Origin of the sequence: Actinoplanes derwentensis, assembly GCF_900104725.1 — a bacterium.
Taxonomy (GTDB): domain Bacteria; phylum Actinomycetota; class Actinomycetes; order Mycobacteriales; family Micromonosporaceae; genus Actinoplanes; species Actinoplanes derwentensis.
In genome coordinates this window covers 5,667,658-5,689,826 of record NZ_LT629758.1, presented here as the reverse complement: position 1 = coordinate 5,689,826, position 22,169 = coordinate 5,667,658, and the positions used below count along the sequence as shown (strand labels likewise).

The following is a 22,169-nucleotide window of genomic DNA, read 5'->3' as shown; positions in this document are numbered from 1 at the left end:
TCACCGCCCCCGGGACTCGTACGTCGTCGCGCGACCGTCACGGGTGTCGTAGGGGTTCCGGTTGCGGTCGTGCGGCACCGGCAGCCGGTGCACGATCTCGGAGACGATCGCGTCGGTGGTCCGCCGGTTGAGCTGAGCGTCCGCCGTCGGGATGAGCCGGTGCGCGAGCACCGGCACGGCCAGCGCCTGCAGGTCGTCGGGGAGCACGTAGTCCCGGCCCTCGAGCGCGGCCACCGCCTTGGCGGTGCGCAGCAGCTGGAGCGTCGACCGGGGCGAGGCGCCGAGCCGGATCTCCGGGGCCTCCCGGGTCGCGGTGACCAGGGCGATCGCGTACTGCTGGACGGCGTCGGCGGCGTGCACCGCGCGGGCCGTGTCGATCAGCCGCCGGACCATCGCGGCGTCGGCCACGGAGCGCAGGTCGTTGAGCGGGTCGTGGTCGCCGTACGCGTTGAGCATGGCCAGTTCGGCCCGTGGATCGGGGTAACCCATCGCGATCCGGGCGGTGAACCGGTCCCGCTGGGCTTCGGGCAGCGGGTAGGTGCCCTCCATCTCCATCGGGTTCTGCGTCGCGACCACCATGAACGGGGACTGCAGCTCATAGGTGGTGCCGTCGACGGTGACCTGGCGCTCCTCCATGCACTCCAGCAGCGCGGACTGGGTCTTCGGCGACGCCCGGTTGATCTCGTCGCCGACCACCAGGTTGGCGAAGACGGCACCCGGCTTGAACTCGAAGTCGCGCGTCTCCTGGTTGTAGACGCTGACACCGGTCACATCGCTGGGCAACAGGTCGGGCGTGAACTGGATGCGCCGGACCGAACAGTCGATGGACCGGGCGAGCGCCTTGGCCAGTTTCGTCTTGCCGACGCCCGGCACATCCTCGATCAGCAGGTGGCCCTCGGCCAACAGCACCGCCACCGCCAGTCGAACCGTCGCGCTCTTGCCTTCGATGACCTGCTCGATATTGGCCATGATGGCTTGGGCCGCGGTGCGGAACTCCGCGTTCGTCAGCGGGCCTGCCGGCTCACCCCAGGTCGGCGTTGTCACGGGCCTCCTCCATAACGTGTCTCGCCCGTCAGGCGGTGATCACCCACCGTCAAGGGGCACCGTAAGGTCGCGGGCGCCCAGCGGCCGTTGGCCTCCGGCGCTCGCCGCCCGTCATGACAGGTTATCCCCGTCCCTACGCATCACCGAAAGCCCTGATCGGGGCCCTGTGGATGATGCTTTCGGGGGATTCCGGACGAACGGGCTGCTTTCCGCCGTCCCAGGCGGGTCGCCTGTGGACAGCGGGGAGTATGTCACGCGCCCGCTATACCGGTCGCCGTGCGTGATGAGTGAGGGGTATCATCGCTCCCATGGCTCGGTCCGTTCTGCTTCTTGGCCGGCCGTGCTGATCCGCTGATCGCGGGCCAGGCACGGCTACCCCCTCCTGTGCGAGGGGCTTTTTTGTGCCCACAAGACGAAGACGAGCACGACAAAGACGAGATGGTGAAGAAGATGAGCGAGACCGAGACCCCGCCGTTCCGTTACACCGCGGCCATGGCCGGTGAGATCGAGCAGCGCTGGCAGGACTTCTGGGCGCAGAACGGGACGTTCCACGCGCCCAACCCGTCCGGTGAGCTGGCCGATCCCGGTCATCCCCGCGCGGGCGCCCCCAAACTGCACGTCCAGGACATGTTCCCGTACCCGTCCGGCGCCGGCCTGCACGTCGGGCACCCGCTGGGCTACATCGGCACCGACTGCTACACCCGCTTCCAGCGGATGGCCGGCTTCAACGTGCTGCACCCGATGGGTTTCGACGCGTTCGGCCTGCCCGCCGAGCAGTACGCGGTGCAGACCGGCACCCACCCGGCGGTCACCACCGCCGCGAACGTGGAGCGGTACCGGCAGCAACTGCGGCGCCTGGGCCTGGCGTACGACGACCGGCGGTCCTTCTCGACGACCGACCCGGAGTACTACCGCTGGACCCAGTGGATCTTCCTGCAGGTCTTCAACTCCTGGTTCGACCCTTCGGTCAACAAGGCCAGGCCGATCAAGGACCTGATCGCGTCGTACGAGTCGGGCGAGCGCGGTTCCGAGTGGGCCGGTCTGTCGGCCACCGAACGCCGCAAGGTCATCGACGACCACCGCCTGGCGTACATGAGCGAGGCCCCGGTCAACTGGTGCCCCGGCCTGGGCACCGTGCTGTCGAACGAAGAGGTCACCCCGGACGGGCGCAGTGACCGCGGCAACTTCCCGGTCTTCAAGCGCAACCTGAAGCAGTGGATGATGCGGATCACCGCGTACGGCGACCGCCTGATCGAGGACCTGGACGCGCTGGACTGGCCGGACGCGGTCAAGCTGATGCAGCGCAACTGGATCGGCCGGTCGAAGGGCGCGCACGTCGACTTCCCGGTCGAGACCGGGAAGATCACCGTTTTCACCACCCGCCCGGACACCCTGTTCGGCGCCACCTACATGGTGCTGGCGCCGGAGCACGAGCTGGTCGACGGCATCGTTCCCGCTGCCTGGCCGGCCGCCACGCGGGAGGTCTGGACCGGCGGGCACGCGACCCCGGCCGAGGCCGTCACCGCGTACCGCGCTGCCGCCGCCGCCAAGACCGAGGAGGAGCGGACCGCCGACGCCAAGGTCAAGACCGGTGTCTTCACCGGCGCCTACGCGACCAACCCGGTCAACGGCGAGCGCGTTCCGGTCTTCATCGCCGACTACGTGCTGGCCGGTTACGGCACCGGCGCGATCATGGCGGTGCCCGGCCACGACGTGCGCGACTTCGACTTCGCCACCGCCTTCGCGCTGCCGGTGGTCCGGACCATCGAGACGCCGGACGGCTTCGACGGCGCCTGGACCGGCGACGGTGTGGTGATCAACAGCGCCGATCCTGAAAAAGGGATCAGCCTGGACGGCATGGGCAAGGACGACGCCAAGGCCGCCATGATCGCCTGGCTGGAGGAGGACGGCAGCGGCACCGGCGCCACCACGTACCGGCTGCGGGACTGGCTGTTCAGCCGGCAGCGCTACTGGGGCGAGCCGTTCCCGATCGTCTACGACGAGACCGGCCTGCCGATCGCGCTGCCCGACTCGATGCTGCCGATCGTGCTGCCGGACACCGACGACTTCTCGCCGCGCACCTTCGACCCGGACGACGCGGACACCGACCCGGAGACCCCGCTGTCCCGCAAGAAGGACTGGGTGCAGGTCGAACTGGACCTGGGTGACGGGCTGAAGACGTACACCCGCGAGACCAACACCATGCCGCAGTGGGCCGGTTCCTGCTGGTACGAGCTGCGCTACCTGGACCCGCACAACGACACGAAGCTGGTCGACCCGGCCAACGAGGCCTACTGGATGGGCCCGCGCTCCGAGGGCGACGCCGGTGGCGTGGACCTGTACGTCGGCGGTGTCGAGCATGCCGTCCTGCACCTGCTGTACTCCCGCTTCTGGCACAAGGTGCTGTTCGACCTGGGCCACGTCTCGTCGTTCGAGCCGTTCAAGAAGCTGTTCAACCAGGGCATGATCCAGGCGTACGCGTACCAGGACGACCGTGGTTTCTATGTGCCGGCCGAAGCGGTCGTGGAACGGGACGGCGCCTACTTCCACGGCGATCAGGAAGTGGCCCGCACCTACGGCAAGATGGGCAAGTCGCTGAAGAACGTCGTCACCCCCGACGAGATGTGCGATCAGTACGGCGCCGACACGTTCCGGGTGTACGAGATGGCGATGGGCCCGCTGGACGTCTCCCGCCCCTGGGAGACCCGCGCCGTCATCGGTTCGCAGCGGTTTCTGCAGCGCACCTGGCGCCTGGTCGTCGACGAGGAGACCGGCGCCGTCAAGGTCACCGACGAGCCGCTGGACCCGAGGACCCGCAAGGTCCTGCACAAGGTCATCGCCGGCGTCCGGGAGGACCTGGCCGAACTGCGGTTCAACACCGCCATCGCCAAGCTGATCGAGCTGACCAACACGCTGACCCCGCTGCCGGCGGTGTCCCGCGAGGCGATCGAGCCGCTGGTGCTGATGATGTCGCCGTTCGCGCCGCACATGGCTGAGGAACTGTGGGGCAAGCTGGGCCACCAAGGCTCGCTGGCCTACACGGCCTTCCCGGTCGCTGACCCGGCGCAGCTGGTCGCCGACACGATCACCTACCCGGTCCAGATCAACGGCAAGGTCCGCGGCCGCGTCGAGGTGACCCCGGACACTTCCGAGACTGACGTACGCGAGGCCGCACTGGCCGCCGTCGCCGAGATCCTGGCGGGCAAAGAACCCAAGAAGGTAATCGTCGTCAAGGGCCGCCTGGTCTCCGTCGTCGTCTGACCCTGCCGTTTCGGGACGGCCCGCTCCTCTCTTCGGGGGCGGGCCGTCGGCTTTTTCGGATCGGGGTCGGGGTGACCACCGCATTCGGCCCGGCGGCCGCGTCGGCGGCCCGGTGCCGGGACCGCCTCGCGCGGTGCGGACGGGGCCGGCCGTTGCGGTTGGGGGCCACCATCGCGTATCAGGGCAAAAGGTGTAAGCGTGACCGGGTCGCCTGCCTGGGGTGCGAGGGGAGGGCCCGCGCCGGACCGTCCGCCTGGGCAACGAAGAAAGCGCCCCGCGCCGGACGGGACGGGCGGGGCGCGATCAGAAGCGGGTCAGGCGGTGGCGGGGGCCAGGGCCGCGTCGCGGCGGGCGGTGTGGCGCCAGCGCAGGATGATCGCGGTGGAGAGGATGAAGCTGAAGATCGCCGGGACCAGGGTGATCATGCTCATCTCGCCGGGGGCGACCACCGCGGCGCCGATCACGGCGTAGGTGACCGTGGACGGGATGGCGGCGATCGTGGTGCCGAGCAGGTAGCGCTTGCGGCAGACGCTGGTGGTGCCGTAGGCGTAGCCGACCAGGCCGAACGGGGCCAGCGGCAGGAAACGGACCAGCAGGACGGCGGCCAGACCGCGACGGTTCAGCCAGCCGTCCAGGCGGGCCAGGCGGCTGCCGGCGCGGGCCTGCAGCGCGCCACGGCCGGCCCAGCGGCCCGCGTAGTAGGTGGCGATCGCGGCGATCACCGCGGCGGCGAGAGCGGCGGCCATCCCGGACGTGGCGCCCAGCAGAGCGCCGCAGGTCATCGTGATCAGGGTGCGCGGGACCAGCGCCGACAGCAGCAGGCTGCCCAGCACCGCCACCGCGACCACGGCACCCGGGCCCAGACCGACCACCGCGTCGCCGATCTCCCGCAACGGGAGGACCGCGGCGCCGGCGGCCAGTGCGCCGACGCTCAGGCCGAGCAGGGTGAAGCGGATCGCGCGCCGCTTCCACCCGCCGGCCTTGGCCTGCTCGTCAACGTTCAGGGTGTCGGTCATCCAGGCCTACCGCCTCAACTGTCGTCGATTCAGGACAATGTCATGCCGGGATCGCTGCCGCGAACCTCTCGCCGCGGAGCCGCTCGCTCCAGGTGTCGTCAAGAGGCGCAAGCCTATCCGCGCCCGTCGACCACTTCAGTAGCAGATCGGCGATAGCTGGGTTGCGAGCCAGTGCGGGACCGTGCGAGTACGTCCCGAGGATCTTGCCGGCCCAGGCGCCCTCGGTCTGGCCGTCGTTGCCGATGCCGGCGGTGACCCGGGCGAGCGGAGCGGCGTGTTCGCCCAGGTGAGTCCGCCCGCCGTGGTTCTCGAAACCGGTCAGCGGCGGCAGCCCCAGCCGGGGGTCGATCTCGCCGCGCAGCTCGCCGACCGCCCGTGTCTCGCCCCGGTCGGAGAAGATGTCGAGCAGTCCCAGCCCGGCGCACTTCACCCCCTTGGCGAAGAACGAGTGACCGAGTAGTTGGTAACCCGCACAGATGGACAGCACCGAGGCACCCTGATGGATCGCCTGGTGCAGGCCGCCGTCGGCGAGCAGCCGCTGCGCCGCGAGCGCCTGCGGGCCGTCCTCGCCGCCGCCGATCAGGTAGATGTCGGCCGCGTTCGGCATCCGCTGGTCCGAACGGACCTCGTAGGTCTCCACCGGGATACCCCGGGCGGCGGCCCGCGCGGCCAGGATCAGCAGGTTGCCGCGGTCGCCGTAGGTCGAGAGCAGATCGGGATAGATCCACACGATCCGCAGGGCCTCAGTTGACACGGTCCAACTCCGCTCGGATGTCCTGGAACGCCGTGTAGTTGGCGATCACTTCGAGGCGGCCGGGTGGCACGGACCGCAGCGCCTCGTCGAAAGTCTGTACGTGCCGGAACTGCACCTGGTTCACCTGCAGGCGGACGGCCAGGTCGAACGCCCGGTCACCGGTGATCAGCACCGGCCGGTCGCGCAACGGGGCGAAGTCCACGTCCCAGAGCCACGACGTGTCCAAGCCGTCGGGGTCACGGGCGTTGATCGAGAGCAGGGTCGGCACCTGGTCGGCCATGTCGAAGGCCTCCAGCCAGCTCGCCGGGTTCTTCGCCAGGAGCAGCCGGAGGTTACGGCCGTCCTTGTCGACCTGTGCGTAGCGGCCGGCGATCGACGCGACCTGTTTCAGCGTGCGGACCCCGTCGATCGGCCGCACCCCGAACTCGGCGGCGACCGCCAGCGCGGTGGCCGCGTTACCGATGTTGACCCGGCCGGGCAGCTGGAGTTGCACCAGGTGCCACACGCCGTCCGGGTCGAACACTCCGCCGTCCTCGACCATCCACGACGGGCGCGGCCGGCGCAGCGGGCAGCCGGTGCACCACCAGTCGCCCTGCGCGCGCTCGATCGCGTGGCCGCTCTCCGGACAGACGAACGAGTCGTCCAGCCAGCGCTGGCCGGCGCTGAACCAGGTGGTCTGCGGGCTGCCGCTGGCCGCCCACACCACCAGCGGGTCGTCCGCGTTCGCGATGACCTTGATCTCCGGGTGGGAGGCGAGTTTGATCTTCCACATCTGGGCCATCATCGCCACCTCCTTCGCCCGGTCCAGCTGGTCCCGGGAGAGGTTCAGCAGCGCCACCACCTGCGGCTTGGTCTGGTCGATGACCTGGCCCAGGTAGTGCTCGTCGACCTCGAGGACCGCGAACGGGGTGTGCCCCTCCTTGGCCAGCGCCGAGGTGTGGCCGGTCGGCATGTTGGCGCCGTAACCGTTGGTGGCGACCCGGCCGAGGACACCGACCGCGGCCGCGGTGAACCTGGTCGTGGTGGTCTTCCCGTTGGTCCCGGAGACCAGCGCGACGGCACGACCGGCGGCCAGGTGGGCGAGCAGGTCAGGGTCGATCTTGAGGCCGATCCAGCCGCCGATCACCGAGCCGTCGCCGCGTCCCGCGGCCCTGGAGAGTGCCGCGGCGGTCTTCGACACTGAGGTCGCGACCTTGGCGATGAGAGGCATTCCGTCCGTCACGCCAGCGAGGGTACCGGACTCGACCGTCACGTCGAGTTGCCAGACCGTCAAGATCACGGCCTATTCGATGTTTTCCCCGGTCCGGGCTTTTCGGACGTCCGGCTCGACTTTTTGTGTGTTCTGATTCACCCGTAACCTTAAGCGGAGTGTAGTGAACTGATTACTTTGTGTGGCGGCATTTGTTTCGCGGAGCTACCAAATTGGACATGAGGATTTGTGTCAATTACTCAGAGTGATTGACCTCATGCTGACGATCATGGGCCGAGTCGGGTACCAAGGAATCTGCCGGGGGCACATCGCCGCCGGCCGCACCGGATCGGTTCACGCCGAGCCCTGCCCCGAGCTGGACGGTGCGTCATCGCAAGCAAGCCGAACTCACAAGGCATTCGGGGGCGGGGACGGGGGACCCAATTGCGGTCTCTTCCCGCGTTCCGCTTCATGGCGGATCGCACCCGGGGAGAAACCTTGGGGTGAAGCCGCCAACCAGCGGCCGGGCAAGCCCTTCCGCCCGAACCCGACAGCTAACCTCGCAGGCGTGCCGGAGGGAACTCTCTACCGTGCACGAAAACAGTTCGAGCCGTCGTCGTATGCCCGCATTCGGCCCCGGCACCGTCGCACTGTCCCTGGGTCTCTGCCTTTGTGCCGGCCAGTTGGTCGCAGCCTCGCCAGCAATGGCGGCTTCGACCACCACCGTCACCCCGGTCGCCGCCTCTGCGGCCGCCGTGAAGGTCACCCCCACGCTGGCCTCCACGACCAGCACCCGGAGCCTCAAATGGGGCTCCACCCTCAAGGTCACCGCGAAGGTGATCGACCCCGCCACTGGCAAGATCGCCAAGGGCACGGTCCGTCTTCAGGGCTGGAGCAACGGCGCCTGGCGCAACCTGGACACCGGCACCGTCAAGACCAGCGCGGTCACCCTCACCGCCAAGCCGAAGTCCACCCTCTGGGTCCGGACCATCTTCAGTGGTTCCGGCTACAACCAGAAGGTCACGACCAAGGTCAAGGTCAAGGTCGTTGCCAGTGGCGCCAAGGTTCTCGCCGAGGCGAAGAAACACAAGGGCGCGCTCTACAAGTTCGGGGCGTCCGGGCCGAGCCGTTTCGACTGCTCCGGCTACACGAAGTACGTCTACAAGAAGACCACGGGAAAGAGCCTGCCCCACAAGGCGAACTCCCAGCAGAAGTACGGGAAGTCGGTCTCCAAGAGCAACAAGAAGGTCGGAGACCTGATCGTCTTCCGTAACGGGTCGTACGGCTACCACGCCGGGATCTACGCGGGCAACGGTTACATGTACGACTCGCCGCACTCCGGTGCACGTGTCGGCAAGCACAAGATCTGGAGCAAGAACTACGTGGTCCGGCGTCTGGTCGCCTGATCGCCTCGCATCGGCTGTTGTTCGACGTGACTTGTCGAGCCGCGGTCGTCGGTGAGCGCCATCGCGCCGCGGTAGTAGTGAGTGTCGCGAGCGGTAGTAGTTAGGTGTCGCGCAGCGGCTGCAGTAAGTAAGGAATAGCAACGCCTTCTGTGGGGCGTGGCCCGAGTCTGGGTCACGCCCCACAGGCATGTCCGGAGGCCGTCCGGGCGTGTGGTGAGTCGGGGTGCAGGTGGAGCCGCGGCTATCCACGCGAGGGTGGCTGCGTCCGCGTGTGGTGAGTCGGGGTGCGATTTGAGCCGCGGCTCTCCACACGTGAAGGCATACGCCCGTGTGTGGTGGGTTGGGGTGCGGAGTGGACCCGAACTCGGCACGCGCGCGGGGTGGGTGGAGGGATTGGACGGAGCGAGATGGAGGGTGGGGACAGCGCGATCGCCTGGGGAGAAGGGTGGATCTCGATGGGTGGGGCCTCCACTTCGGTCCAGCGGAGTGCTCCCTTTCCCTCCACCGGGGCGCGAACGGGCCGAAAGACAGGGTGAAACGTGGGGGATTTGCGACCTGGAGCGCTCGATGTCGGAAACTGGACGCAGTTGATCATGGCTTGGCCCTCCACTCCGCCCCACCGCCTGTGAGCTGCGAGTACGTCTGCGAAAGCGGCTCGGGAGTGGTCGCGTTCGGGTTGCAGGTGGAGGGAAGTGGAGTAGAGTGGAGCACAGTGGCAGGGCGGAAGAGCGACGCCGGACCTGCCGGCCCGAGTTGACAGGCGATCCGCTCCCTCCGCGATGGAGCGGCCGCCACGGCAAAGGGGTGGGGGCCAATGTTTCTCGGCACGCACACCCCGCGCCTCGACGAGAAGGGCCGGCTGATCCTCCCGGCGAAGTTCCGTGATGAGCTGGCGGGAGGTGTCGTGATCACGAAGGGGCAGGAGCGCTGTCTTTACGTGTTCCCGATGCCGGAGTTCCAGCGCATCGCCGGTCAGCTGCGTGAGGCTCCGGTCACCAACAAGGCCGCCCGGGCTTACAGCCGGGTGTTCTTCGCGAGTGCGCACGACGAGGTTCCCGACAAGCAGGGCCGGGTGACGATTCCAGCCCATTTGCGGGAGTATGCCAGTCTCGGTCGCGACCTAGTCGTGATCGGTGCGAGCACCCGTGTGGAGATCTGGGACAAACAGTCCTGGGACGACTACCTCTCGGCGAGCGAGGAAGACTTCGCCGACATCGAGGAGGGGGTGCTGCCCGGCGGACTGTAGGCGTGGCACTCGGTGGGCTGCTCTCGGCCCGGACGCCACTGCTGCCGTACTGCGAGATCTCCAGCCGCTCCCGCTCCTGGCGCCTCTTCCCCGGCGCCAGGCGCGTGTTCGGGGCCGGTCAGCCGGCTCGGGACGAAGAGCGGATGGGGATCTGGCGGTACGGATGGGCGACCGGGCCGGACAGCAATATGGAACAAACGAGTGAAACGCGAGCAGTTACGGCGATGGGGGTCGACATGGGGGAGCCGCGGGGCACACACGTGCCAGTGCTGCTCGAGCGCTGTCTGGAACTGCTCGACCCCGCCCTCAGGCTGCCGGGTTCCATCCACGTCGACTTCACGCTGGGTCTGGGCGGGCACGCCGAGGCGGTCCTGGAGCGGTACCCGGACGTCGTCCTGGTCGGGCTCGACCGGGACACCGAGGCGCTGGCGCACGCCCGGCATCGGCTGATCCGGTTCGGCGATCGGGCGCATCTGGTGCACGCGGTCTATGACGAGTTGCCGCGGGTCCTCAGCGAGCTGGGTTTTCCGGCGATCCACAGTGGGCTCTTCGACCTCGGGGTCTCGTCGTTGCAGCTGGACGAGGCGGATCGTGGTTTCGCGTACTCCCAGGACGCTCCGCTGGACATGCGGATGGACCAGTCCCGGGGCGTGACCGCCGAGGAGGTCGTCAACGCGTACCCGCCGGGTGATCTTGTTCGCGTTTTGCGGCAGTACGGCGAGGAGAAGTTCGCACCGCGGATCGTCCAGTCGATCGTGCGGGAACGGGCGAAGGGCCGGATCTCCTCTACGGCGCGCCTGGCCGAGCTGATCAAGGACGCGATCCCGGCCGCCGCGCGGCGAACAGGTGGAAATCCGGCAAAAAGGACGTTCCAGGCACTACGTATTGAGGTCAACGCCGAGTTGGAGGTCCTGGAAGGGGCTGTTCCGGCGGCGTTGGACGCCTTGGCACCCAGCGGGCGACTTGTGGTGATGAGTTATCAATCGTTGGAGGACAGGATCGTCAAGCGCGCGCTCACCGCGAGGGCACGCAGTACCGGGCCGGTCGACCTGCCGGTCGAGCTGCCCGGCACCGGTCCCAGCCTCCGTCTCCTCACCAGGGGGTCGGAGCCGCCCAGCGAGGCCGAGGTGGCTGCCAACCCGAGGGCGGCCTCGGTGAAGCTGCGGGCGGTGGAACGGATCGGCGAGCAGGAGCAGGCGGGCAGGACCGGCAAGGCGTTCGGAACCGGCCGCGAGCGGCCCCGGGGGAACGGGAAAGCCGGGTAGCACCGGAGTTCCCAACGCAGGGGGGACCGCGGGGTTACGCCCGGGGGCTAAGAGAAGAGGGGGAGGGAAGAGCATGAGCGAGCGATCCGCAGCGTCGCGGTCGGGGGACCGGGCGCAGTCGCGTGGTACGGCCGGGGGGCCGGAGCGCCGGGTGAGCCGCGATGCCGACACCGGGACCGGCGCACGGGCGACGCGCCGATCCGAGGGGGCCGACACGCGCCGGTCAGGGATCCGGAGCGGGAAGGGCCGGGACACGGCCGCACCCGTCGACGGCGCCACCGCGCTCTCCATCGAGGTGACCGGTGACACGCCGCCGGTTCCCAGTGCCCGCCCCCGGCTCTGGGTGGCACCTCCGCTGCCGATCCGGGCGCCACGTGCCACCTTCGCCGCCGCGGTCATCGCCGTGGTGCTGGCCGGGGTGGTCGGCATCCTGCTGATCAACACCAAGACCATGGAGCAGTCGTTCCGCCTCGACGCTCTCCGCAAGGAGAAGACCGTCCTGGACAAGCAGCAGCAGGAGCTGGAGCGGCAGCTCGTCGAGGCGTCCGGTCCGGGCAACCTGACCGCCGCCGCGCGCCGCCTGGGCCTGGTGGCGGCCGACAACCCGGCCGTGATCCGGCTGCCGAACGGCGACATCGTCGGCGCGCCGACCCCGGGCCAGGGCCCGACCTCCCCGACCACCGGCAAGGGCCTCGGCGACAAGACCGGCTCGGGTGAAAACGGCGAGGTCGACAAGACCGGCTCGGGTGAAAACGGCGAGGTCGACAAGACCGGCACGGGCGGCAGCGGCGAGCTGGAGAAGACCGCTACTGGCGAGGCCGAGGAGCCCGGTACCGGCGAGATCACCGCGAAGACCGGGGAGTAACCGACCGTGTCGCCACGAGACGACGAGAAACCGCGCCGGGCGAGTCAGTCCCGGCGTGGTTCGTCACCGGACCTGCCCGGCGAGGAATCGGGCGACGACCCGCGCGAGGGCCGTCGCGGCCGCTCCAGCATCGGCGAGGCGCGGGCCTACACCCCACGTGGGCGGACCGTGGCCGAGCGAGGGCGGGTGCCGCGTAACGCCGGCCGTAACGCCGATCCGTTCCGGCCGGCACTGCAGGTTCTCGACGGTGGCGAGAGCACCCCGCGCACGCAGCGCGGCCGGGGCCGGGCCGCCGACCAGCCGCCGGCTCAGCGTGACGCCGACCAGCCCCGCACCCGAGCCACCTCCCGGGCCCGCGAGGAGAACCGGGCCCGCGAGGAGAACCGGGCCCGCGAGGAGAACCGGGCCCGCGAGGAGACCCGGGACGCCCGGAGCAAGGAGACCCGAGACGCCCGGGCCAAGGAGACCCGGGAGAGCCGGGTCAAGGAAAGCCGGGAGAGCCGGGTCAGGGAGACCCGGGACAGCCGGGAACGGCGGGACCGCCGCGACGAACGGGACGCCCGGGAGCGGAGGCCCGAGCGCCGTCCGGCTCCGGGCCCCAACCGCCGGGTCACCGACCGTGGACGGGGCCCGTCCGGGCGTACCGCCAATCCAAGAAGGCCGGTCCCGGCCGAACCGCCGAAACTCGCCAACAGCTCCCGTCGCCTGCGTCTGGGCACGGTTTTGGCTCTGTCGCTCTTCGTCACCATCGGTGTGCGCCTGGTCGTGCTGCAGGTGGCGACCTCGCCGGAGGAGGCCGCGAGCCTGCTCGAACTGCGGGAGAACCGGCTGAGCAGTGTCACGCTGCCGGCGCCGCGGGGCAGCATCCTGGACCGCAACGGCAACGTGCTGGCGCACAGCGTCGAGGCGCGTTACGTCTACGCCGACCCGGAGAACCCCCTGCTGCAGAAGAACGTCGCCGGTACGGCCGCCCAGCTCGCGCCCCTGCTCGGGGTCGCGCAGTCGGAGCTGATCGCCGACATGCAGCGCACCAAGCTGGTGGAGGGGTGGCTGAAGTTCCGCTACCTGGCCCGTGGTGTGAACGTGGCGGTGGCCGACAAGATCGACGCGCTGGCGCTGCCCGGCATCTACACGCACCTCGACGAGCGGCGTGACGTACCCGGCAAGGATCTGGCGTCGAACCTGATCGGCTTCACCGGCGCCGGGGACGAGCAGCGCGGCCTGGAAGGGCTGGAGGCGCGTTTCGACGACCTGCTGCACGGCATCGACGGCAAACGGGTCTTCGAGGTCGGCGCGGGCAAGCTGAACAAGCCGATCCCGGACGGGTTCCAGCAGGACACCGCGGCGCAGCCGGGCAGTTCGCTGCAGCTCACCATCGATCAGGACCTGCAGTACCAGGTGCAGCGGGTGCTGGACACGGCGGGCAAGTCGAAGGGCGCGTCGATCGGTGGCGCGGTGGTCCTGGACGTGAAGACCGGCGAGGTGCTCGCACAGGCGAGCTACCCGTCGTACAACGCGGCGAACTGGCAGAAGGTCGACGCCGTGGACCGGATCGACGTGCCGACCAGCGTCATCACCGACCCGGGGTCGGTGCACAAGGCGTTCATCTTCGGTGCGGCGCTCCAGGAGGGCCTGATCACGCCGGACGAGCTGATCACGATCAGCCCGGCGATCATCAAGGGTGGTGTCCCCTTCAAGGACTCCCACCAGCAGAAGAAGGGCACCCGGATGACGTTGCCGGGGCTGCTCGCCTACTCGTCCAACGTGGGCACCATCCTGATCGCCGACAAGCTCGGCAAGGAGAAGGTCTACGAGTACCAGCAGAAGTTCGGGCTGGGTGCGGTGACCGGGGAGGGCATGCCCGGTGAGGCGTCCGGAGAGCTGCTCAAACCCGAGGACTGGAGCGGATCGGCGTACGGGTCGGTGCCGATCGGCCACAGTGTCTCGGCGACGCTGATCCAGATGGCCGCCGGGTACGCCGCGATCGCCAACGACGGCGTCTACATCCAGCCGCACCTGATCAAGGCCACCATCTCCGGCGAGGACGGCACGGTCGATCCGGCCGCCGAGCCGAAGACGCACCGGGTGCTGGACACCGAGGTGGCTCGTCAGTTGCGCGAGATGATGGAGGCGGTGGTCGACGTCGAGGGTGGCACCGGCGGTGCCGCGGCGGTCAAGGGTTACCGGGTGGCGGGTAAGACCGGCACCGGCAACATGCTCATCGACGGGCAGTACACCAGCCACAACGCCAGTTCGTTCATCGGGATGGCCCCGGCCGAGAACCCGCGGTACGTGATCGCGGTGTCCATGGACGTCAGCAACGGCGGTGGCGGTGACGTGTCGGCCGGGCCGTTCAGCGACATGATGTCGTACGCCCTGCTGCATAACCTTGTGCCACCGTCCAGTAGCGAGGCGCCAACCTTCAAGATCAAGGAATGACACCGGTCGCATGGCGTTGACAGCACACTCCCAGGGACGGGGTAGGGTCTGACGCCGTGTCCGGCATTCCACGTCCCGAGACCGTTGGCCCTTGCCTGTTGGCACGGCTCGCGGAGCTGCTACCGGCAGATCTGACCGGCGGTGACGTCCCGGTCACCGGTGTAACACACAGCAGTCGAGAAGTCCGTCCGGGTGATCTCTATGCCGCCCTGCCCGGTGCGAACCGGCACGGCGCGGAGTTCACCGCGGACGCCGCCCGCTCCGGCGCGGTGGCCGTCCTGACCGATCCGGCCGGGCGTGATCGCGCGCTCGCCGCCGGGCTGCCGGTGCTGGTGGCCGACGATCCGCGCGCGGTGCTCGGCGCGGCGGCGGCGGCGATCTACGGCGATCCGTCGCGGCGGCTCACCATGATCGGGGTCACCGGGACGGCCGGGAAGACCTCCACGTCCTACCTGGTCGAGGCCGGGCTGCGGGCCGCCGGGAAAGTCACCGGCCTGGTCGGCACGGTGGAGACGCGGCTCGGTGACCTGGTGGTCAAGAGCGTGCGCACCACCCCGGAGGCCACCGACCTGCAGGCGATCCTCGCCAATGGCGTCGAGCGTGGCGTCGAGGCGGTCGTCATGGAGGTCTCCAGCCACGCGCTGGTGATGGGCCGGGCCGACGGCATCCGGTTCGCGGCCGGCGGCTACACCAACTTCGGCCAGGACCACCTGGACTTCCACCCGACCTCGGAGGACTACTTCGAGGCCAAGGCCCGGCTCTTCGACGGCCGGTCGGCTGCCGAGGTGCTCAACTTCGACGATCCGGCGCTGCTGCCGTTGCGGCGACCGGCGACGATCACCTACTCGGCCTCCGGTTCGCCGGACGCGACCTGGTGGGCCACCGGCATCCAGCCGTCCGATTTCGGGCAGACCTTCACCGCGCACGGGCCGGACGGGCTGACCGTCGAGACCGGCGTCGCCCTGCCCGGCCTGCACAACGTGGCGAACGCGCTGCTCGCGCTGGCGCTGCTGGTCGCGGCCGGAGTGGACGCCCGGGTCGCCGGCGCGGGCATCGCGGCCTGCCGCGGCGTACCCGGCCGGCTGGAGCAGGTCGAGGCGGCCGGCGAGGTCCTCGGGGTGGTCGACTACGCGCACAAGCCCAACGCGATCGTGGCGGCACTCGCCGCGCTGCGTGGCCTGGCCGACACCCGCGGCGGGCGGCTGATCTGCGTGCTCGGCGCCGGCGGCGACCGGGACCAGGGCAAACGGCCGCTGATGGGCGAGGCCGCGGCGCACGGTTCCGACCTGGTGATCGTCACGGACGACAACCCCAGGACCGAGGACCCCGCTTTCGTACGATCGGGCGTGCGCGCCGGAGCCGAGGCCGCCCACTCCGCGGCCAAGGTGATCGAGGTCGCGGGCCGGCGGGCGGCGATCGCCGAGGCCGTCCGGATGGCCTCGGCGGGTGACGTCATCGCCGTGCTCGGCAAGGGCAATGAGCAGGGCCAGGAGGTCAACGGCGAAGTGCTGCCGTTCGACGACCGTATCGAACTGTCCGCCGCACTGGAGGCTCGAGCATGATCCCTCTCACTCTGGGTGAGATCGCCACGATCACCGGTGGCCGCGTCGTCGGCGACGCCTCCGTTCAGGTGACCGGTGGTGTCGAGTACGACTCTCGCAAGATCGGCCCGGGTGGGCTGTTCGTGGCGTTCCCTGGGGAGAAGGTGGACGGCCACGACTTCGCCGGTACCGCCGTGGCGGCGGGCGCGGCCGCTGTTCTCAGCACCCGGGAGACCGAGTTTCCCGGCGTGGTCATCGAGGACGACATGCTCGCCGCGCTGGCCGTGCTGGCCCGGGCGGTGGTGTCCCGGCTGGACAAGCTGACCGTGGTCGGGGTGACCGGCTCGTCCGGCAAGACCACGACCAAGGACTACATCGGGCAGTTGCTGTCCCGGCTCGGCCCCACCGTGGCGCTGCCCGGTTCGCTCAACAACGAGCTGGGGTTCCCGTACACCGTGCTCCAGGCGACCGAGGAGACCCGGTTCCTGGTGCTGGAGATGGGCGCCCGCCGGCCGGGGCACGTCCGGTACCTGACCGAGATCGCCCGGCCGTCGATCGGCGTGGTGCTGAACGTGGGTGTCGCGCACATCGGTGAGTTCGGCTCGGTGGACGTGATCGCGCAGGCCAAGGGCGAGATGGTCGAGGCGCTGGCGGAGTCCGGGGTCGCGGTCCTGAACGCGGACGACCCGCGGGTGGCGGCGATGGTCTCGCGTACCGCCGCGTCGGTGGTCCTGACCGGCCGGGCCGAGACCGCGTCGCTGCGCGCTACGGATGTGGATGTTGATAACTACGGAAAAGCCTCATATTCTCTGATCTCCGGCGAGAAGTCCGGCCGGGTCCAGCTCGCGGCAGCCGGTGAACACCAGGTGGCGAACTCTCTCGCCGCCGCCGCGGTGGCACTGGCCGCCGGACTGGAGTTCGACGACCTGGTCGTCGCGCTCGGTGAGATCGGCATCGTGTCCGGTCGCCGGATGGAGGTCGTCACCCGCCCCGACGGGGTCGTCCTCATCGACGATTCCTACAACGCCAACCCGTCGTCGACCGCCGCCGCGCTGCGAGCGCTGGCCGCGATGGGTTCGCAACGCCGCACCATCGCCGTGCTCGGCTACATGGCCGAGCTCGGCGAACACGAGACGAGCGGGCACGCCGAAGTCGGGCGGCTCGCCGCCGAACTGGGCGTGGACCGGCTGATCGCGGTCGCCGAGAACGCCCGCCCCATCCTGGACGGCGCCGCCGGCGTGCCGGACTGGACGGGTACCGCCCGATTCGCCGCCGACCAGGCCGGCGCCATCGAGATCCTGCAAGCCGACCTGCGCGCCGACGACGTCGTGCTGGTCAAGGGTTCCCGCTACCGCACGTGGGACGTCGCCGACTGGCTGCGGCGTTCCGAGGAGGTCTGAGCCCGTGAGGGCAGTAATCGTCGCGGCCGCGGTCGCCTTTCTCATCTCGCTGTTCGGCACCCCGATCGCGATCAAGGTCTTCTCTGCCCTCAAGGCCGGACAGCCGATCCGTACCATCGGCCCGCAGACCCACATGGGCAAGCGGGGCACCCCCACGATGGGCGGCGTGGCGTTCATCATCGCCACGGTCTTCGCGTACGTGGCCGGGCACCTGGCGCTGACCACCCTGCCGGACCGGCAGATCGCCCAGGAGAAGCCGACCATGACCGCCCTGGTCCTGCTCGGTCTCTTCGTGTTCTGTGGCGCGGTCGGCTTCCTGGACGACTTCCTGAAGGTCCGCAAGAAGAACTCGGACGGTCTCAGCGCCAAGGGCAAGCTCCTCGGCCAGCTGCTGATCGGCACCGCCTTCGGTATCGCCGCGCTCAACTTCCCGAGCACCAACGGCCAGACCGTCGTCAGCGAGAACATCTCCTTCATCCGGGACGTGGACTGGCTGAACGTAGGCAAGGTCGGCTCGGTCATGGTCTTCGTCTTCGTGATCATGGCGATGTCCAACGGCGTGAACCTCACCGACGGCCTCGACGGCCTCGCCACCGGCGCGTCCATCCTGGTCCTCGGCGCCTACTCGCTGATCGGCTTCTGGCAGTACCGGCACTGGTGCGGTGACAACAACTACGTGGGCGAGGCCGGTTCCCAGACCGCACTGCACTGCTACCAGGTCCGGGACCCCCTGGAGATCGCGATGATCGCTGCCGCGGCCGCCGCGGCGTGTGTCGGCTTCCTCTGGTGGAACACCAACCCGGCCCGGATCTTCATGGGCGACACCGGCGCGCTCGCGCTGGGCGGCCTGATCGGCGGCCTGGCCGTGGCCACCCGCACCACGCTGCTCTCGATCATCATCGGCGGCCTGTTCGTCATCATCACGATGTCGGTGGTCATCCAGATCATCTCGTTCAAGACCACCGGCAAGCGCGTCTTCCGGATGTCCCCCCTCCAGCACCACTTCGAACTGGCGGGCTGGAGCGAGGTCAACATCGTGGTCCGCTTCTGGATCATCGCCGGTATCTGCGCCGCCATCGGCCTGGGCCTGTTCTACAGCGAACACCTGGCGGTCATGGGCTAGGCCCGATAACCGGAATCCTCCTCACGCGAGGCCCTGGTCTTCCTAGGCTGACCAGGTGATTCCACGGGTTGTACTCGTCTCGATCGGTACCTCCGCGGGGATGCTGGCACTTGCCGGCACCACTGCGGCGCTGGCGGGCTCCCAGCCCGGCCCCCGGCCCCTGGCGGTCCGGGCGGCCGCCGCCCCGGTCGTGATCAAAGGGTGCGTCAACAAGAAGACCGGCGCGCTGCGCTTGGTCTCCGCCGACACCACGAAATGCCGTAAAGGCGAGAGTCTGCGCTGGTGGAACCAAGCAGGTCCGCCAGGAGCCATCGGCCCGGCAGGCGAACCAGGCCCTGCCGGGCCGGCCGGTTCACCGGGGCCCGCCGGTTCCCGCGGCCCCAACGGTTCCGCAGGGCCGGCCGGGTCCGTGGGGCCTGCCGGTTCCCGCGGCCCCAACGGTTCCGCGGGGCCGGTCGGCTCCGCCGGTCCGATGGGTTCCCGGGGTCCGGCCGGTTCTACCGGGCCGTCCGGCGCACCCGGCCCCTCCGGAGTCGCGGGGCCCGCCGGCCCGTCCGGTCCTGTCGGCTCTCCGGGACCCGCGGGCCCGTCCGGGCCAGTCGGTTCTCCTGGGCCTGCGGGTCCTACCGGCCCGTCCGGTCCCACGGGCCCTGCTGGTCCCACCGGTCCGGCTGGACCGTCCGGCCCGGTCGGTCCCACCGGTCCCGGTATCACCGTGACCCTCCAGCCGACCAGCCTGGCGACCAGCGCGAGCACTTTCGTGCTGCCGTGCACCACCGGCACCGCGTTGAACGGCGGCTTCAACCTCGACCCCGCCGACAGGGCGCTTTACGCCTACCGGAGCTATCCGGACAACTCCCGTGGATGGGTCCTGGAGTTCTCCGCCGCCCTGACCGTGCCGGCAGCGGCGTGGGCCGTGTGCGTCAGGTAGCCCCTGCCGTAGGGAGTACCGACGGCTTTTCGTGTCGCACATGACAAAGGCCGCTGCGACACGCCATCGACAGTGTGGGGCGTCGTGTGGGCTGGCGACCATGATGGGGGGATGGCGGACGACCGAACGCAGAAGGACCGCCCGTCACTGAGCCGGCAGCTGCTGCCCGCGGTGCACGGGGTGCTGGCCCGGCCCCTGTCGTCGTACTACCTGCTGATCGCCAGTTGTGCCCTGCTGCTGCTGATCGGGCTCACCATGGTCTTCTCGGCGACGTCGGTGAAGGCGTTCGCGGAGAACGGCAACGCCTTCACCGAGATCAGCAGTCAGGCCGTCTACGCGCTGCTCGGTCTGGTCGCGTTCTGGATCTGTCAGCGGCTGCCCGCGGTCACCCTGCGGGTGCTCGGGCGGGTCCTGCTGGTGGTGGCCCTGATCCTGCTGGCGCTGCTCGCCGCGATCACCGTGCTGCACTCGGCTGAGGTGATCAAGAAGCCGGCGATCGGCCCGATCAAGGCCAACCTGAACTGGCTCTACTTCGGCCCGGTCAGCATGCAGCCGGGTGAACTGGCCAAACTCGGCATGGTGCTGTGGGGTGCCGACGTGATCGCCCGTAAGGGCCCGGCGCTCGGTCACTGGCGGGAGCTGGCGATGCCGCTGTTCCCGGTGATCGGCCTGCTCTTCGTGCTGGTCGGCTACAACGACCTGGGCACCATGCTGGTGCTGCTGGCGCTGATCGTCGGGCTGCTCTGGGCGGCCGGTGTCCGGCTGCGGGTGTTCGGCGCGCTGGGAGTGCTCGGCCTGGCCGGGGTGGGACTGCTGATCGCGGCCGCCTCCCGCGGTGCCGGGTCCGGCACGGCCGGTGCGGACAACTACCGGTGGCGGCGGATGACCGCGTTCCTGCAGCCGCTGGAGGACTGCGAGACGACCACCTCGGCCGGGCAGTACTGCTATCAACTCGTACAAGGCCGGTCGGCGATCTTTGAAGGGGGTTGGTTCGGGGTCGGCCTCGGCAAGAGCGCGCTGAAGTGGGGCTGGGTGCCGGAGGCCGGCAACGACTTCATCTTCGCGATCGTGGCCGAGGAACTGGGCGTGATCGGCTGCACGGTGGTGCTGGCGCTGCTGTCGGTGCTGGCGTACACCGGTTTCCGGATCGCCCGCCGGGTCGGTGACCCGTTCCGCCGGCTCGCGGCCACCGCGATCACCACGTGGCTGGTCGCCCAGGCCGTGATCAACATGGGTGGCGTGGTGAAGCTGCTGCCCATCACCGGACTGCCGCTGCCGTTCATCTCCGCAGGTGGCACCGCCCTCGTCGTGACGATGGCGGCGATCGGCATGCTGGCGTCGTTCGCCCGTGCGGAGCCGGACGCGGCGCGGGCCCTGAACGCCCGTCCGACTCCTCGATGGGTACGACTAGTGTGGGCCCCGCTGCCGCCGGTCCCCCCGCCGAGGCGGCCGGGACAGGCACGCCCCTCGGCTCAGAAGAAGGACTCCGGGAACCGGGCACCCGCTGGTACTGGCAGAAGACGTTCTTAGTCCGCTCTACGGGTGGGGGGTGTGGCGGCCGGATGGGGAAGGAGACGGTCATGGCACCGTTGCGGTCGATCGTTCTCGCCGGCGGGGGGACCGGCGGACACATCTATCCGCTGCTCGCCTTCGCCGATGCTCTGCGGCGCCGTTTCCCGGACATCCGGATCACCACGCTGGGCAGCCCGAAGGGCATGGAGAACCAGCTGATCCCGGCGGCCGGCTACGACCTGCGGTCGATCCCGGCGTTCCAGTTGCCCCGGTCGCTGAACCTCGATCTGCTGCGTACCCCGGACCGGATGTACAAGTCCGCCGCCGCGGCCGGTGAGATCATCGACGAGGTGCAGGCCGAGGTGGTCGTCGGGTTCGGTGGCTACGTGTCGGTGCCCGCCTACCTGGCCGCCTGGCGCCGCGAGTTGCCGATCGTGATCCACGAGGTGAACGTGCCGCCGGGTGTCGCGAACCGGATGGGGATGAAGTTCACCAAGCGGCTAGCCGTCGGGTTCCCGCACCAGCTGGAGCAGTCCGAGGTGCTGCGCAACGCCCGGCTCGTCGGGGTGCCGCTGCGGACCGCGATCACCCGGATGGACCGCCCGGCGCTGCGCCCGCAGGCGCTCTACCACTTCGGGTTGCGGCCGGACCTGCCGGTGTTGTTCGTCTCCGGCGGTTCGTCCGGTGCCCGCACGATCAACCTGGCGGTGGCCGGGGCGGCGAAACGGCTCGCCCACGCCGGCATCCAGGTGCTGCACGTGCAGGGCGCGCGCAACGACCCCTTCGAGGTGCCGAACGACCTGCCGGTCCCCTATGTCGTCGTGCCCTACCTGTCGGACATGCAGCTCGGTTACGCTGCCGCCGACCTGATGCTGTGCCGGGGCGGCGCGATCACGGTGGCCGAGACGACCGCGCTCGGCATGCCGGCGATCTACGTCCCCTATCCGTTCAGCAATCAGGAGCAGAAGCGCAACGCGCTGCCGGTGGTGGAGTCCGGTGGCGGCATGCTGGTGGACAACAGTGAGATGACGCCGGAGTGGATCGAGACCAACATCATCCCGCTGGCCCGGGACCGGCAGCGGCTCGCCGCGATGGGCACTGCTGCCGCCGGGTACGGCCGGCGCGATGGTGACGAGCAGTTGCTGCGCTTCGTATTGGAAGCCGTGAACTGAATGAG

16 protein-coding genes and 1 riboswitch are annotated in these 22,169 nt (G+C 69.5%); of the genes, 12 read left to right on the top strand and 4 right to left on the bottom strand.

The features are described 5' to 3' along the window. Positions 1 to 1,044, bottom strand: coding sequence for an AAA family ATPase (locus tag BLU81_RS25025; RefSeq protein WP_092546901.1), 1,044 nt, complete (start codon positions 1,042 to 1,044; stop codon positions 1 to 3). A 450-nt stretch (positions 1,045 to 1,494) separates the two neighbouring features. On the opposite strand from BLU81_RS25025, the gene leuS reads away from it, so the two are divergent. Then, positions 1,495 to 4,305 carry a leucine--tRNA ligase gene (gene leuS / locus BLU81_RS25020; RefSeq protein ID WP_092557606.1) on the top strand — a complete coding sequence of 937 codons (2,811 nt, stop codon included), beginning with the start codon at positions 1,495 to 1,497 and terminating at the stop codon, positions 4,303 to 4,305. A gap of 314 nt (positions 4,306 to 4,619) precedes the next feature. Here the strand turns inward: leuS and BLU81_RS25015 are convergent, their stop codons facing one another. Genes BLU81_RS25015 through BLU81_RS25005 form a run of 3 tightly spaced genes read right to left on the bottom strand, consistent with a single transcriptional unit; the run spans position 4,620 to position 7,285 of the window. Beyond that, positions 4,620 to 5,321: a TVP38/TMEM64 family protein gene (locus tag BLU81_RS25015; protein WP_092546900.1), complete on the bottom strand. Its 702-nt coding sequence runs from the start codon at positions 5,319 to 5,321 to the stop codon at positions 4,620 to 4,622. A 40-nt stretch (positions 5,322 to 5,361) separates the two neighbouring features. Further along, a complete protein-coding gene (locus BLU81_RS25010; RefSeq protein ID WP_092546899.1) occupies positions 5,362 to 6,075 on the bottom strand; it encodes a type 1 glutamine amidotransferase in 714 nt (237 codons plus the stop codon). Continuing rightward, complete coding sequence (locus tag BLU81_RS25005) at positions 6,065 to 7,285, bottom strand: MurT ligase domain-containing protein (protein ID WP_092557605.1); 1,221 nt, start codon at positions 7,283 to 7,285, stop codon at positions 6,065 to 6,067. The genes BLU81_RS25010 and BLU81_RS25005 overlap by 11 nt, the downstream gene beginning before the upstream one ends. Positions 7,286 to 7,654: 369 nt before the next feature. Further along, positions 7,655 to 7,848: riboswitch (cyclic di-AMP (ydaO/yuaA leader) on the top strand. Positions 7,849 to 7,968: 120 nt separating this feature from the next. Between BLU81_RS25005 and BLU81_RS25000 the strand changes: the two genes are divergently transcribed. From BLU81_RS25000 to murG, 11 genes are all read left to right on the top strand, one after another. Beyond that, positions 7,969 to 8,670 carry a C40 family peptidase gene (locus BLU81_RS25000; RefSeq protein WP_231953496.1) on the top strand — a complete coding sequence of 234 codons (702 nt, stop codon included), beginning with the start codon at positions 7,969 to 7,971 and terminating at the stop codon, positions 8,668 to 8,670. An 814-nt stretch (positions 8,671 to 9,484) separates the two neighbouring features. Then, a complete protein-coding gene (gene mraZ / locus BLU81_RS24995; protein ID WP_092546898.1) occupies positions 9,485 to 9,916 on the top strand; it encodes a division/cell wall cluster transcriptional repressor MraZ in 432 nt (143 codons plus the stop codon). 143 nt (positions 9,917 to 10,059) lie between these two features. After that, the gene (rsmH, locus tag BLU81_RS24990) at positions 10,060 to 11,181 is read left to right on the top strand and encodes a 16S rRNA (cytosine(1402)-N(4))-methyltransferase RsmH (RefSeq protein WP_373873302.1); all 1,122 of its coding nucleotides are present in this window, start codon (positions 10,060 to 10,062) and stop codon (positions 11,179 to 11,181) included. Positions 11,182 to 11,332: 151 nt separating this feature from the next. After that, positions 11,333 to 12,046 (top strand): hypothetical protein, encoded by a 714-nt coding sequence (locus BLU81_RS24985; protein ID WP_092546897.1) that lies wholly within the window; start codon positions 11,333 to 11,335, stop codon positions 12,044 to 12,046. A gap of 6 nt (positions 12,047 to 12,052) precedes the next feature. Beyond that, positions 12,053 to 14,485 carry a penicillin-binding transpeptidase domain-containing protein gene (locus BLU81_RS24980; RefSeq protein ID WP_231953495.1) on the top strand — a complete coding sequence of 811 codons (2,433 nt, stop codon included), beginning with the start codon at positions 12,053 to 12,055 and terminating at the stop codon, positions 14,483 to 14,485. A gap of 56 nt (positions 14,486 to 14,541) precedes the next feature. After that, a complete protein-coding gene (locus BLU81_RS24975) occupies positions 14,542 to 16,047 on the top strand; it encodes a UDP-N-acetylmuramoyl-L-alanyl-D-glutamate--2,6-diaminopimelate ligase (protein WP_092546896.1) in 1,506 nt (501 codons plus the stop codon). Next, positions 16,044 to 17,426 carry a UDP-N-acetylmuramoyl-tripeptide--D-alanyl-D-alanine ligase gene (locus tag BLU81_RS24970; RefSeq protein ID WP_092546895.1) on the top strand — a complete coding sequence of 461 codons (1,383 nt, stop codon included), beginning with the start codon at positions 16,044 to 16,046 and terminating at the stop codon, positions 17,424 to 17,426. The genes BLU81_RS24975 and BLU81_RS24970 overlap by 4 nt, the downstream gene beginning before the upstream one ends. A 4-nt stretch (positions 17,427 to 17,430) precedes the next feature. Further along, positions 17,431 to 18,549, top strand: coding sequence for a phospho-N-acetylmuramoyl-pentapeptide-transferase (gene mraY, locus BLU81_RS24965; RefSeq protein ID WP_092546894.1), 1,119 nt, complete (start codon positions 17,431 to 17,433; stop codon positions 18,547 to 18,549). 715 nt (positions 18,550 to 19,264) lie between these two features. Next, positions 19,265 to 19,480: a hypothetical protein gene (locus BLU81_RS50875; protein WP_231953494.1), complete on the top strand. Its 216-nt coding sequence runs from the start codon at positions 19,265 to 19,267 to the stop codon at positions 19,478 to 19,480. Positions 19,481 to 19,591: 111 nt separating this feature from the next. Further along, positions 19,592 to 21,010, top strand: coding sequence for an FtsW/RodA/SpoVE family cell cycle protein (locus BLU81_RS24955; protein ID WP_092546892.1), 1,419 nt, complete (start codon positions 19,592 to 19,594; stop codon positions 21,008 to 21,010). Positions 21,011 to 21,060: 50 nt separating this feature from the next. After that, positions 21,061 to 22,164 carry an undecaprenyldiphospho-muramoylpentapeptide beta-N-acetylglucosaminyltransferase gene (murG, locus tag BLU81_RS24950; RefSeq protein WP_092557599.1) on the top strand — a complete coding sequence of 368 codons (1,104 nt, stop codon included), beginning with the start codon at positions 21,061 to 21,063 and terminating at the stop codon, positions 22,162 to 22,164. Positions 22,165 to 22,169 lie beyond the last annotated feature (5 nt).